This is a genomic window from Thalassotalea crassostreae, assembly GCF_001831495.1.
Lineage (GTDB): Bacteria > Pseudomonadota > Gammaproteobacteria > Enterobacterales > Alteromonadaceae > Thalassotalea_A > Thalassotalea_A crassostreae.
In genome coordinates, this window is record NZ_CP017689.1 from 3364284 (window position 1) to 3378404 (window position 14121).

The 14121-nt window shown below is 39.4% G+C and carries 10 protein-coding genes; 3 read left to right on the forward strand and 7 right to left on the reverse strand.

Annotation, left to right across the window (positions count from 1 at the left end):
• Positions 1-31 precede the first annotated feature (31 nt).
• The 3 genes from LT090_RS14565 (at position 32) to LT090_RS14575 (ending at position 3053) form a co-directional block, all read left to right on the forward strand.
• Positions 32-1828 (forward strand): LamG domain-containing protein, encoded by a 1797-nt coding sequence (locus tag LT090_RS14565; protein WP_226996589.1) that lies wholly within the window; start codon positions 32-34, stop codon positions 1826-1828.
• Positions 1829-1865: 37 nt separating this feature from the next.
• Positions 1866-2438 carry an RbsD/FucU domain-containing protein gene (locus tag LT090_RS14570; protein WP_082896996.1) on the forward strand — a complete coding sequence of 191 codons (573 nt, stop codon included), beginning with the start codon at positions 1866-1868 and terminating at the stop codon, positions 2436-2438.
• A gap of 225 nt (positions 2439-2663) precedes the next feature.
• The gene (locus LT090_RS14575; RefSeq protein ID WP_068544288.1) at positions 2664-3053 is read left to right on the forward strand and encodes a DUF3718 domain-containing protein; all 390 of its coding nucleotides are present in this window, start codon (positions 2664-2666) and stop codon (positions 3051-3053) included.
• Positions 3054-3141: 88 nt separating this feature from the next.
• Here LT090_RS14575 and LT090_RS14580 read toward each other — a convergent pair whose 3' ends face one another.
• From LT090_RS14580 to LT090_RS14610, 7 genes are all read right to left on the reverse strand, one after another.
• Complete coding sequence (locus LT090_RS14580; protein ID WP_068544289.1) at positions 3142-4620, reverse strand: sulfatase; 1479 nt, start codon at positions 4618-4620, stop codon at positions 3142-3144.
• Positions 4621-4636: 16 nt separating this feature from the next.
• The gene (locus LT090_RS14585) at positions 4637-6664 is read right to left on the reverse strand and encodes a beta-galactosidase (RefSeq protein WP_157726572.1); all 2028 of its coding nucleotides are present in this window, start codon (positions 6662-6664) and stop codon (positions 4637-4639) included.
• 50 nt (positions 6665-6714) lie between these two features.
• A complete protein-coding gene (locus LT090_RS14590) occupies positions 6715-8814 on the reverse strand; it encodes an Ig-like domain-containing protein (protein ID WP_068544291.1) in 2100 nt (699 codons plus the stop codon).
• A 172-nt stretch (positions 8815-8986) separates the two neighbouring features.
• Complete coding sequence (locus LT090_RS14595) at positions 8987-10552, reverse strand: sulfatase family protein (RefSeq protein ID WP_068544292.1); 1566 nt, start codon at positions 10550-10552, stop codon at positions 8987-8989.
• A gap of 107 nt (positions 10553-10659) precedes the next feature.
• Positions 10660-10977, reverse strand: coding sequence for an EF-hand domain-containing protein (locus LT090_RS14600; RefSeq protein ID WP_068544293.1), 318 nt, complete (start codon positions 10975-10977; stop codon positions 10660-10662).
• A 72-nt stretch (positions 10978-11049) separates the two neighbouring features.
• Positions 11050-12603, reverse strand: a complete 1554-nt coding sequence (locus LT090_RS14605; RefSeq protein WP_068544529.1) for a sulfatase family protein — start codon at positions 12601-12603, stop codon at positions 11050-11052.
• An 11-nt stretch (positions 12604-12614) separates the two neighbouring features.
• Complete coding sequence (locus LT090_RS14610; protein WP_068544294.1) at positions 12615-14093, reverse strand: sulfatase-like hydrolase/transferase; 1479 nt, start codon at positions 14091-14093, stop codon at positions 12615-12617.
• Between the last annotated feature and the right edge of the window lie 28 nt (positions 14094-14121).

Here is a 14121-nt window from a genome sequence, read left to right on the forward strand (position 1 = left end):
ATTTATAAAACTGTCATGTGTTTTGACAACAGTGTTACTGACTAATATTAATGCCTACGCAGAAGATGAAAAGAGTTGGCGCTTTATCAGCCTTGCCGATTGGCACTGGGCTGAAAAACACATTATGGGGGAACGTTTCAAGGATTACCCCGCTTCGGTTGATCAAAACATTGATACCTTAAAAATGATGAAGCGTGATTATGGTGGCGATCTTATTATTTTACCTGGTGACAGCAATGGTGGTCATTGGGATACGCCGAAGTTCATCAAAAAATTCAATCCAAAATTAACGCCTCAGCAATCGATATTACAAGCTGGAAAACTTTGTTATGACGGTATGATTGATACCTTCACCAGAGGCGGTTATGACACCTTACTAATGGCTGTGGGCGATCACGAAGTAGGCGACAACCCTTGGCCTGTAGGCTCAGATGTATCCAAGTACCAAGCTGAGTTTAGAGAAAGTTTTGCAAACGCTTTTAACTACACAAAAGATGGAAGTCGGTTTAAGTACAGTGAAAAAATTGGCAGTGCTGACTCAAGACCATTAGCAACAAAGTATCAAGATACATCGTACGCTTATCAGCATAAAAACGCGTTATTTGTCACTATGGATGTATTCCATCAAGTCGATTATAAAACCGCTTTAGGTGAGCAAGGTAGTGTTACCGGCACCGTTGTAGGTCCACATTTAGCTTGGTTAGAGTCGGTGTTATCCGAAGCACGTAAAGATACTTCAATAAAACATATATTTGTGCAATCGCATTTGCCGGTAATTTACCCTGTTCGTAAAGTAAGTAGCAGTGGCATGTTGATTGATGATGGCGTCGAAAGCCCGTTTTGGCAATTAATGCGGAAATATAAAGTGGACATCTATTTTGCCGGCGAAGTTCATGCTAATACCGTGACCAAAGATCCAGAGTCTGATTTACTGCAAGTAGTAACTCGGGGTAACTTCTTCACCAATTTTCAAACCATTGATGTTAGCGATGACAAAATTAAAATGACTTTGTTGCGACATTATGGCGAAGACACATCAGATGGAAACTATCGCGAAGCAGGAATATTAAGTGTTGATAAATCAGGCTCTTCTACAAAGATAAGCAGCAGTGGTGAATTAGCATTACTTGCGACAAAATCTAAACTATTGAATTACACCTTTGAGCAAGATTATGCCGAGCAAGACCGCCCTATCAATGGACTTAGCGAAAAGAAAAGCAGTTATGTTCTTGATGGTAAGCGCTGTGAGCGAGTGTTGCCTAATTTAGGTACGTTTGGCGATCAATATGACGCCTTGCAGTGTGACGTAAAACTTGTAAAGGGGCAAAATGGTAACGCTGGGAAGTTCTCAAAAGAATCACGTATGGCTTCTTTTGCCATGGGGCCATTACAAGGTAAACATGCTGTTGCGTTTGAACTGTCCTTTAAAACTGACTCAAAAGCCAATCAAATTTTAATTAACACGGCAACCATTTGGGGTAATAGAACGAGGGATTTTCTAAATCTATATTTAGATGACGGAGTGGCGACGGTTGCAATATCAGATTCAAAAATGCTTAAAGCTCAATCAAATAAGCTTAATGATGGCAAGTGGCATCGCATTAAGGTGAGTATGCCACATGACAATGCAAAGCTTTCACAACTTATTATTGAAATTGACGGCGAGGTTGTCGAGGCAACGCAAACTAACGGCGATGGACAAATAAAGCTCAATCAAAGTATGCGTTTTACCATTGGCGGTATGGGTTATAGCCGTAATGCCTTAAAGGCAGTGCCGGTGACTAATTTTATTGGCTTGATTGACGATGTGTCGCTATGGACTCTGTAGCAAGCAGTGGACTAACGTATAAGAAGGGATTGTAATAATGAATAAATTGACTTTAATGATAACTGGCCTGCTGTTAACCATTAGTGCATACATCGCACCATATTCTTACGCGAAAGAATCAAATGAAAACTTAAAAATAGTGCAAGATTGGCGCGCTGAACTAGCCAAACAACTCCCTGTGCTTGGCCATCGTAATTTTATTGTTATTGCCGATTCTGCTTACCCGCAGCAGAGTAATTCAGGTATCAAAACCATTTATACAGGTGATAGCCAAATTGCAGTATTGAAAGAAGTTCTTGCTGCAGTCGATAAAGCGTCGCATGTCAATGGTACAATCTATATTGATAAAGAACTTTCATTTATTCCAGAGCACAACGCTAAAGGTATTGAGGCGTACAGAGAGGCACTCGATAAAACCTTAGCTAACCGTGACATTCAGCGCCTTGAACATATGGAAATAATTAAAAAGCTTGATGCCAGCAGTGACCTGTTTAATGTATTAATCTTAAAAACCGACTTAACATTACCTTACACTTCGGTATTTATTGAGCTCGGTGCGGGTTATTGGGACGAAAAGTCAGAAAGCGAACTTAGAAACAGCATGAAATAAACCAAAAGACCTGTCGTTATACAACAAACTCGAACTCGACCAAACTGGCTGGTCTTATTTATATTACAGATATTGAATCCTATAAGTGCTCTATTATATAGCTTACCTCTAAGCTATTTATTACCTTATTTATTGAAAAAAATATGAATAAAATTAGCTTTATTTTATACATGAAAATTATAAACGACTAATTTTACCGGGTAAGTCACAAATCTAGGAGGATTTATGAAACTTAGCCCGCTTTTATTATCGACTCTAATTGCTACCGCAATGACTTCCTTTAATTTATCGGCACTAGATAATGTTGCGCTTAAATTTGAGGCTATGGATAACTCGCGAAATACTCTGATATGTATCGCCTCAGCCAGCAACAACATTAGAAAGCTAAAAGCCCTATCGAGAATGGATGAATATGGTGTTAGAGATATCACTGAAAATTTAACCTGTAATAATACAGACGTTACCAGTTTTGCCGCCCAGTATGGCGCTTCAAAGACGACAAAATATTTAAGTATGCACGCACCTAAAAAATATAAAATTAATATCGATGATATAGAAATTGAAGATATTGCTAAAAACCCACAAGGTCAGGTTATTTATGTTGTAAGTAACTAGAGCGGTTTAAATCTGAGTAACATGGGCATTAGCTAATCCAAAATAGCTAATGCCTTTTTGAGTACACTCTTATTCAGAGCTAGGTTTATCACTCGGCTTTATTCCAAACAACCTCACTCATTTTTTGCTCAAAATCTTTGATCAAATCTTTATATTGTTTGTCACCTGCTAAATTATTCCATTCATCAGGATCTTGTTCTAAGTCGTATAAATGACGAGTGCCGTCTGCCATTACGGTAAATCGATATCTGTCGGTTACAACGCCATGGCTTCCTTTAGCGCTGGTGTGAGCAATATTTTCCCATTCAACATCACTGCCGTTTGCATGTAATAAAGGAACTAAACTCGTGCCATGCAATTTAATCTTGCTATCTACCTTAGCACCCGTAAGCTCCATAAGCGTTGGATACAAATCGATATTTTGCACGATTTTGTCAACTACTGTGCCGCCAATTGTCTTTGGTGTTTTGATAAGCAATGGACTGCGTAGTGAAATATGGAATGGCGTGTTCTTGCGCCATAAACCATGATCAGTTAAATGATAACCATGATCGCCCCAAACAATGATAATGGTATTGTCGTACAGACCTTCGTCTTTTAACGCTTTTATAACCTTACCCATTTGCGCATCTGCATAGCTAGTACTAGCCATATAACCGCGTATAAGTTTTTGCGCAGTATTATCATCCACGCCTTCATTCCACCCATGGTCACGGGTTTTGCTTTTATACTTTGCATTATCAAATGCGGCTTTTGCGCCCTGAGGAAAATACGCTAATTTACCGGCATCTTTAGGGTACATATCAAAATATTTCTTCGGCGCAACCCAAGGCATATGAGGTCTGGCAAAACCAGATGCGATCATAAAGGGTTTACTTTTATCACGTTTATTTTTAATAAAATCGACGACATCTACAGCAACCTTACCATCATTTAATATTTCATCAGGACCATCAACTGCAGCATACATCAATGAACCTGGTCCAGCGCCTTTGTCTTTGTATATTTGGATCTGATCTTCACGGCCGCCCATATCGACAATTTTTTCTAAGATTTTAGGACCGCCATCTTGAATCTTGCCCCAAAACTTACCGCCTAAATCCCATGATTTTTTCTCATTGCCCGGCACTTTTCCGTGATATAACTTACCTCTAGTGGCAGTCCAATAACCGTTATCCCTTAGAACACCCGGCCAAGTATCTTGTTTGCTAATAAGCTTAGGGTGCTTATTGTCTTTCCAGTTTTCCGCCTGAAGATCAAAGCGAACGCCCGTTAACATAGACGCTCTCGATGGATTACATAATGGGTAACTTACATAAGAGCGCTCAAACCTTACTGCATCTTGCGCAAATGCATCAATATTTGGGGTTATAGGCTCTGGTTCACCGTAAGCACCAATCAGCGGTCTTAAATCATCAAAAGCGATAAATAATATATTCGGCTTTTGCTCTGCTTGTATCGATGTTTTAGCGACCGATTTGGTTTGGCTAGCGTCATTGGCGAGCAAACCGAAACTTGTCGCCCATATACTCACAGCGCATATGACTTTCACACTCAAATTTTTCATATAACTACTCTTATAATTATTGTTTACGATGTTCATATAGTGAATAACCAATTTTTCTGACAGCCTTAATTGTTTCTACATAAGGTGTATCGGTGATATCAACTAAACCTATCTGATAGTTTTCACCATCTCCTCGGCCTGTGATTGCTTGTGCACGATATTGAAACCAATGGGTACCGACAAATAAAGGGTTGGATAACGCACTGCGCACATATTCGTAATAATGCTGAGCACGTTCTTGTTGATTTGAAACTTCTTGTAAACCAGTATGAAAAACACCTCGATCTAGCGCGCCAAAATGAAACTCTGTTGCCATTAATGGTTTAGTTAGACCTTTTGCCTTGCTAGTAAAGTCACGTAAATTCCTGCGATAAAGATTATAAGAAATCACATCTGCATACTTTTCTGCCGCTCGCAATACCACGGCGTTAGTGTCACCATGTACTCGGCTACCAAGGTATAAATGATTTGGAAACACAGATTTAACTGATTCTCGGCAAATTCGATAGTACTGTTCAACCATCTGCTGATAGAACCACTCACCGTCTTCACCTACTGTATCTTTGTTAAGCTCTTTGCGATTAGCGAGTAATTCTTCAAACGACTGGAATGACGTTTTCCATGCGATATTTAGTTGCTCGATAGTCTTATATTTATCCTGCAAGTGGCTAACAAAAAACTGTTTAGCAGGCTGATCTTTTGGGCTACTGGTAATAATTTTTGCATAGCTCCACGATTGGAAAAAGTGCAATTCATTGTCGACAAAAAATCCAATATTGAATGGTGAATCAGCTTTGCCATTTTTCTTTTTATCAACTAACGAACGACGAATATTGTTAGCAAAATCCTTATCCCATGGATCTGGAAACTTCTCCTCGAGCATTCTAGTTTTATAATTTACTGCGACGGTGAAAGGGGTCTTCTCCTCGCTATAATCTTCTGCCGTTGACCAATTGCCATAAGTATTCATCCCCCAACTTTTTAGTCGTTGATGATTGCGATCAATTGATATTTGCTTCCAATTGCTACCATACTTTCGATATAAATTTGCCATGGTATAGTCGAAACGCAGAGGACCATGGCTTGAATAGAATTTTTTATAGTAACCATTAATATTAGGTAAGTCTTTAAAGTAATGCTCGCGACCTTGAACTCGCGTATTTGCACCTTTAAACCCTACTCCAGTTACGCCGTGAGACCAAAACAAATAGCCTTCAGGATCAACAAACCACCATTTACCATCGACTTGCTTAGTATAAAAATTGCCTGTTGCTGTTTGCTTTGGACCTTTGAGCCAGCCACCATATTTTGAACGGTCATCAGGGCCAGGATTCGCGCTTAAATCGGCTTGCTCTTGCTGTTCGCGCACTTGCCACTGCTTACTGTCTTTTAACTTTGACGGATAATCACCGTGAAGGTATTGACCAAACTTATCAACAAAAGGAAATTGATGCGATGATTGATAATCATGTAATTGATCAAGAGTAAAAGGTATTATTGACTCGATTCGAATTAAGCCGCCTTTGGAAATATAACCATCGTCTGTTAACGGTGAAATTGTGATTTTATCAATATTTGCATTATCAATACCTGCCCAATGACTTGGGACTGTATATGGCCCGGCGTTCATTTGTTGATATTGAGGATGCGCAGCGGCGAAACTTTCGCCAGTTTGATAAAAATAAACCACTAATGTTTTTGTCTCGCCGGAGTCTAGATATAAAGAATTTTCAATCTTTTGCCACTTGGCACTATTTGGAGAGGTGAGTTGAACTGCTGGCATAAATCGCGCATTGCCAGTATTGGTTAACTTGATTTGTAATCCGTGAAATTTTGAGAAATCCCAACCTTTCCCAGCTGTTGGTACGAGGACAACTTTACTATTCTTTCTTGAACTAAATTCAATACTTAGACTGTTGTCGAGGGAAAAACTGGCATTAGCGTTTTGTCGCTGTAACTTAATGGACTGTTCTTTTAACTCAATTTCTATCGCAAATGAAAAAGACACAATCACGTTAATTAGCATTAAAAAAAACAACATCATTGATGCTAATTTGAACCTAGGTTGTGCCCTTCCTTTGCTGTAAAGAGTCATTATAAATGTCTTCTTTTTGGTCTAAAAGAAGTTAAACCAAGTAGCAGCAACACATAGTAAAACGTACCGCCCGAGCCACTTGACGATTTAGTTTCCTGTTCATTAGAGCTTTCAGTTTCGGTTTCAGTAGTGCTTGCTTGGTATGTAATTGTATAGTGTGCTTCAACATTGCCATTTTCACTTGCATCAACAACGCTATTTTCAGCAAGCTGTATTGATACTTCGCCATCACTTATTGGCGCGACATCAAATTGCCACTGCTTATCAGAAAGCTTAATCAAATTACTTAATTCAGCATTACTAACTGTTAAATTAGATAATGAAAAGTCACTGATTAACTCATCAAAAGAAATGGTAACGGTAAAGGTTGTTAATGAAGTAGTATCGGTTTCGTCAGATGAAAAGTCCGCTTGCGGCGCCGTGCTATCAAATGGGTAAATTGCCCCTAAATGTTGATTACCGGTGATTGGATTTCCTAAGATATCTTCACTTAGCGCAAACCCTGCTACCAACCCGATTGGGTCATCCGCAAAGGCAACAATTTCGATACCTTGATTACTTATCAAGTCTTGATTTGCAGGGATGTAATCAGCAAGGGTAAATCCACCTTGATTAGCAAATTGCGGATCACCAACAATCGGATTTGTGCTTACAGCCAAGGATTCAACAGGCCAATCTGTCGCATCTAAGAAAGCGTTATTAGTCACTAAGATATCTTGAGTCGGATTTTCGCCGTCCACCAAATTGTATATATCTTGCGTGATATAGTGAGTATCACCTTCGATAATAAATAGGTTATTAGCCACTAGCAGACCATTGGTTTCATTATGTACGGCGAACTGAGCTAGCTGATCACTTTTTACGTAAACAGTATTGTTGTATATGTAGTTATTCTTGGCGGCAACTTGTGGATTATTCTTACCAACATAACCACTTGTCCACAATATTTTGCCGTCATGTGAAGCACCATTCACACCTTTTTTGCGATTACCATCATTAACACTAACGTTATAGCGATAACTGTTGTTTTCATTGTTGCCTAAAATCTCTATAAAGCCACCGGCATTGTTTTTACTCAAGTTATACTGCACCACAATATTGGTACAGTTAAAATCGATATGAAAACCTGCAGAGTCTGCCGGTCCTTGTGCATCAAAAAATTCGTTATGCTCAATTAATAAGTTTTTACTACCCCATGGCCACATACCACTGCCACGATTCCATTTGCGGCTATCACTGCCGCTACCCGTTCGGTGTACTTTGTTATGGCCAACATAACCACTGTTAGTGCCGCCAAATTGAATTCCTGGTCCACCAATATCATGGAAGTAATTGTTAGTTAGCTCAACATCATAAACATTTCCCCAACGACGTTCTTCTATGTTCCTATTTGAATTAGACGTCACCTTAAACGCAGTGTGCGCTACATCGCCTATTTCAGAATTTTGCATAGTGACATTGGTTAACTTGGTCGTACCGTTGTTATTATTGTATAAGCGTACGCCCCAACCATATGCTTGTGTACCGTTTGGTGTATTAACATCGCTACCACGACCTTCGTAACCAAACTCTTCAAAGTACACGTCATGGATATACAAATTATCAAAAGTAATGTGACCAAAGTCTGCAGCATTATCAAACGAGTTTATATCAACTAATATACCAAGACGCATTGGACTCGAGCCTCGATACTTTTTCTTAATACCGCCATCGGCAGTTATTTCGATATTACTGACATTAATGTGGCGTGGATTTATCAGCTCTATGCCGGCTAATTCCCCTGCAGCATCAATAATTGCTCGTTGCTCTAAATCGCCAAAATTGCTGATTGAAATGGGTGATTCTGCATTGCCAGAGATGTTGCTTAGCTTAATGGTTCCTAGAAACGTTTGGCCGCCAGCAAGGTAGATGTTATCGCCCGGCTGCAACGCTAAAGAATTTAATTTACTTAACGATTGGAATGCTTGCTCTGGCGATAATCCATCAAAATTATCACTACCAGTGTTGTCCACATAGTAATCGGTAGCAAAAGCAGGAAGTGATAAGACAATACTTGCAATTAAAGTACTTTTTTTAATAACTGATGTGATAACTTTCATAGTGTTCTTTTTATTTTATAATATAAATCACACATTATAACAGATGGATAAATTGATCAATCTTTAGACCGCATTTTTGACAAATAAAAAACCAGTTTATCAAGACTATCAATAAACTGGCTTAAACTATAAAGAGCGTTAATTTAACGCTCATTTAACTTTGTTGAAGGTATTATTTTAACGAACGAATATCATCAATTCGTTGCTGCAATTCAGCAACTTTTTCGGGATATTTGTCGGCAATATTTACTTGCTCTTTTACATCGTTGCTCATATCAAACAATTGCGGCACGGTCATTAATCCATTTTCTATCGCTGTTTTATTCGCTAACCAGTCAGGAGTTACACCATTAAACGGTTCGATATATTTCCACTTGCCACTGCGCAGTGAAATAGTAAAAGATTCTTCTAACATTTCATCTCTAGCATCAGCGTTGCTGTCAAGTAATGCAGCTAAAACGTTCTCACTATCCACTGCTTCATTTTCTGCTAACTCAACACCGGTAAACGTGGCAAGCGTGCGATATAAATCAATGTGACTAATTAACGCGTCACTTACACCAGCAGCTACCATACCATCAGGATAGGTAACAATCATTGGCACGCGAGTACCGGCTTCATAGGCACTGTATTTGCCACCTCTAAAACCACCGCTTGGATCGTGTGCGCCACGCATTTCTTCAGCTTGATCGTCATAACCATCGTCCATGACCGGGCCATTATCACTAGAGTAAATAATCAGCGTATTGTCATAGATACCTTGTTTTTTAAGTTCATCAACAATGCGCCCTGTCATCCAATCCATTTGTAAAATGGCATCGCCTCTTGGCCCCATTCCTGACTTACCTGCAAACATTTCATTAGGCACTCTTGGTACATGGATATCATGAAATGGGAAAAACAATAAGAATGGTTCATCCTTTGATTGTTGAATAAAGTCTATTGCCTTATCAGTGAATACTTGAGGAAAGTCTTCATCAATCCATTCAGCTGATTTCCCACCTTGCATCCAACCAATTCGGCTTATGCCATTTACGATAGTGGCACTGTGTTGCAAATCAGCTGTTTGTTTTAATAGCTCAGGCGACTCAGTCCCTACAGGTCGTTCACCAATACGGTCTTCATAACTAATAACGATCGGGTCATTTGGATCTAAATTAACAACCTTGTGATTTTCTAAATACACAGTAGGCACTCTGTCCCCCGTTGCAGGCATTAAAAAGCTGTAATCAAAACCTAATTCTAATGGCCCCGGTTTTACGTCTTTGTTCCAATCGACGGTTCCACGGCCAAGACCTAAATGCCACTTACCGACAACTGCGGTCTTGTAGCCAGCTTTTTTCATCATTTTAGGCAGCGTCGGCTTAGTGTAATCAATAATCAATGGCGCATCGCCAGGCAAAATAGCGGCATTATTTCGAAATGCATATTGACCGGTCAGTAATGAATATCGTGACGGTGTGCACGTTGCAGCAGAGCTGTGTGCGTCAGTAAAACGAATGCCTTGGGCGGCTAATTCGTCAACATTAGGTGTCTGAGTTGCCGTCATGCCATAGCTTGATAAATCACCAAAACCTAAGTCATCCACATAAAAGATAACTACGTTCGGCTTTTTCTTTGCTGGCGTATTTTTATCATTGGAATCTACAACAGTCGATTGTTCACTACACCCCATAGCGGTCAATACAAGAACCCCTAATAAAGTTTGTTGTATTTTTTTAAATGTATTATTCAACATAATTTCTCTTTGTTAGGCCATTAGAAATAAGCAAGCCGAAGCAATAAACAAAAGCATTTGGAAATATTGCTGATACTTAAACTTCGGCTTTAATAAAACAAATTTAATTATTTGTTTTTATTTTTGTTCTTATTCTTGTTTTTATTTTTAGCTTTTTTCTGTTGAGCTTTTGCTGCTTTAAACTCTTCTAACGAAATTTTGCCGTCTTTGTTAGTGTCTTTTTTATTAAAGCCATTTTGGTTCATTTGAGCCCGTTTTTCGCCTTTAAGACCGGCTTTATCCATCCAGCCTTTAGTCATTTGTTTATGCTCGTTAACGTCGATAGAACCATCTTTATTTGTATCGAATTTATTAAAGTAGTCGTTGGCAGCGGCTGAAAAGCTTAATGCCATTAACGCTGATAATGCTAATAATTTTGTTTTCATTGTTATCACCTTTTGTCGTTGTTTTTCTTAGCTCTTTCTATTTGAGTTGTTCCTAATCTCAACAAATTTGGGTTAGTAACCTGTAGCCATAATTTGTTTTAGTCTTGCATCCATTTGCTTGACACGTTCAGGATATTGTTCAGCTAAGTTTTTAGTTTCGCCTGCATCATTCGATAAATCGAATAATTGTGGTTTTTTCATATAACCGCCAGCAATGCCTTTATTATCCTTAATAAAAGTATGTTTCTTTTTACTTCCTGGAATGTATTTCCAATTGCCTTCACGCAACGCACCGCTACCCATAGACTCTTCAACTAAATCTACGCGCCCTTCATTAGATTGCCCTAACCAAACTGCTAGTTGTTGCTGACTATCTTGTGCTTCATTTTCCGCCAGTGGTTGGCCTACTAATTTTGCAAGTGACGCATAAATATCGATTTGCGAAACCAAAGCATCATTTACTTGCGCAGGAATTGTACCTGGCCAATAAGCGATTGTTGGTACGCGAGTGGCTGCTTCATAACGGCTGTATTTACCGCCTTTAAATGGGCCCGCCGGTTTATGGTCACCAAGTCTAGTTACTGATTCATCTTCATAACCATCATTAAGTACTGGGCCATTATCACTGGTAAAAATTAATAACGTATTTTCAGCAATGCCTAACGCTTCAAGTTCTCTGATCACTTGCCCAGTGATCCAATCCATTTGTGCAATTGCATCACCGCGTGGTCCCATATCGGTTGAGCCGATGAATTTTGGATGAGGTAAACGTGGTACGTGAATATCATGGTAAGAATGGAATAAGAAGAAAGGTTTATCTTTATTGCTACGAATAAAGTTAATCGCCTTATCAGAAAATACTTCGGCAAAATCTTCATCAGTCCAAAGCGCTGATTCACCGCCAGCCATATGACCAATGCGACTTACGCCATTAATTATGGTTTCGTTATGTTGTTTATCAGCAACAAAACGCAATAATTCTGGGTTTTCATAGCCGGTTTCACGATTACCAACTTTACCCTTATAACTAACAGATATTGGGTCGTTATGATCTAGGTTTACCACGCGATGATTCTCAAGATATACCGCCGGTACTCTGTCGCCTGTTGCTGGTAATAAAAAACTATAATCAAAGCCAATTTCTAATGGCCCTGGTTTTACATCACTGTTCCAGTCAACATCACCGTTACCTAAACCTAAATGCCATTTACCAACAACACCGGTTGCATAACCGGCTTTTTTAAGCATGCTCGCTAGCGTTGGTTTACCCGGTTGAATTAACGCTGGAGCATCACCTTTAAGAATTTTTGCACTACTGCGAAAACCATGTTCACCTGTAAGTAAGGAATAACGAGATGGTGTACACGTTGCAGCAGAACTGTGCGCATCGGTGAAGCGAATGCCGTTATTAGCAATCCTGTCAATCTCAGGCGTTTGAACTTTAGTCGCGCCATAACTACTCAGGTCACCATAACCTAAGTCGTCAATATAGAAGATAACCACGTTTGGTTTTGCTGTTTTGCTTAAGTCATGTACTTTTGTTTGTTCGTTTGATTCAGGCTGAGAGCACGCGGTTAACGCAATGGATACAACACCTGCCAATGCCAGTTTAAATTTACTATTCATATTGAAGTTTCTCATTCTTGTGCGTCGCTTTGTTCAGCACTTTTCTTGTTATTTTTTTGGTTTTTGGAAGCTTCTGCATTTACAGCTTCTGCATTTTGTTTTTTAAAATCCCACGAACCAAGCTTAGGAAAAGCTCCATCTTCAAGCTCTTCATTCCATTGTTGGTAACTCTGTTGTAGCTTGTTGTATTGTGATTTATTTTTCTTATAGACATTGTTCTGCTCAGAAATATCAGTATTTATGTCGTAGAGCATTTGACTATTTTTCTGTTTGATCATTTTCGTATTGTTAGTAAGCGATGCCTGCCAACGACCATGGCTGCGCCAAAACAGAACATCGTGTGGCTGACCTTTATTTTCACCGGTCAAAAACGGAACTAAGTTGACACCATCGAGTGGTTTGTTTTTACTGATATCTACTTTTGCTTCATCAACAATCGTCGCTAGAATATCCAATGAGATCACAGGCTCATGGTAGTCGAGGCCGGCAGGTATCTTAGCTGGCCAACGCACAGCAAATGGTACTCTTACACCGCCTTCAAATGGCGCACCTTTGCCACCGCGCAATACACCGTTATCCGACGCATTCTTTTCTAATGGACCACCATTGTCAGACAAGAAAAATATGATGGTATTGTCATCTATACCTTGCTCTTTTAAGGTATCTAAAATTTTACCAACGCCATCGTCGACAGAACTGATCATCGCCGCGTAGGTTTTACGACGCTTGTTTTTGATATGTGGATATCTATCTAAGTATTCTTGGGTGGCTTGCAATGGTGCATGCGGGGCGTTATAGGCAACATACAAAAAGAAAGGATTGTCTTTTTCACGCTTGATAAAGTCAACGGCATCGTTAGATAACTCATCGGTTAAGTACTCTTTGATATCGACTCGTTCATTGTTGCGCAATAAACGAGTGTTATACCACTGCCATTTTTTGGTAACTTGCGAAAGGTCGTTGATATTTAATTCTTCAGGAAAATAACGGTGTCCGCCGGATAGAAAACCAAAGAAATGATCAAAGCCACGTTTGTTTGGGTGCAAATCTGGGTGAGTCCCCATATGCCATTTACCAAGAATGCCTGAGGTATATCCTGCTGGTTTCAACACTTCTGCAATGTTTTTTTCGTCTTTTGGAATACCGGCGTTGTCTACCGTAGGATCAATGGTGGGGTTACCAACGAAACCAAATCTGTCTTGATATCGACCCGTTAATAAGCCCGCACGACTAGGTCCACAAACAGGATATGAAACATAACCTTGAGTAAATCGTGTGCCCTCAGTTGCGATTCGGTCAATGTGCGGCGTGAAGATCTCTTTAGAACCATTAAAGCCGACATCTGCATAACCTTGATCATCGGTCAGTATGACAATTAGGTTCGGTTTTTCACTGGCATGCAAAGTAGTTGAAAAACAAAAATTAAAAACAACACATAATACTGCACAGGCATTAAATTTAAGCGTATTTTTAAAATATGGATGTTTCATTGTGTCCCCTAACAAGGTTAATTCTTTG

Bases quoted from the DNA above. Each gene is read 5' to 3' on its own strand.
- LT090_RS14575 (WP_068544288.1), top strand. From the start codon at position 2,664: ATGAAACTTAGCCCGCTTTTATTATCGACTCTAATTGCTACCGCAATG.
- LT090_RS14605 (WP_068544529.1), bottom strand. From the start codon at position 12,603: ATGAATAGTAAATTTAAACTGGCATTGGCAGGTGTTGTATCCATTGCG.
- LT090_RS14590 (WP_068544291.1), bottom strand. From the start codon at position 8,814: ATGAAAGTTATCACATCAGTTATTAAAAAAAGTACTTTAATTGCAAGT.
- LT090_RS14595 (WP_068544292.1), bottom strand. From the start codon at position 10,552: ATGTTGAATAATACATTTAAAAAAATACAACAAACTTTATTAGGGGTT.
- LT090_RS14580 (WP_068544289.1), bottom strand. From the start codon at position 4,620: ATGAAAAATTTGAGTGTGAAAGTCATATGCGCTGTGAGTATATGGGCG.
- LT090_RS14600 (WP_068544293.1), bottom strand. From the start codon at position 10,977: ATGAAAACAAAATTATTAGCATTATCAGCGTTAATGGCATTAAGCTTT.
- LT090_RS14585 (WP_157726572.1), bottom strand. From the start codon at position 6,664: ATGATGTTGTTTTTTTTAATGCTAATTAACGTGATTGTGTCTTTTTCA.
- LT090_RS14570 (WP_082896996.1), top strand. From the start codon at position 1,866: ATGAATAAATTGACTTTAATGATAACTGGCCTGCTGTTAACCATTAGT.
- LT090_RS14610 (WP_068544294.1), bottom strand. From the start codon at position 14,093: ATGAAACATCCATATTTTAAAAATACGCTTAAATTTAATGCCTGTGCA.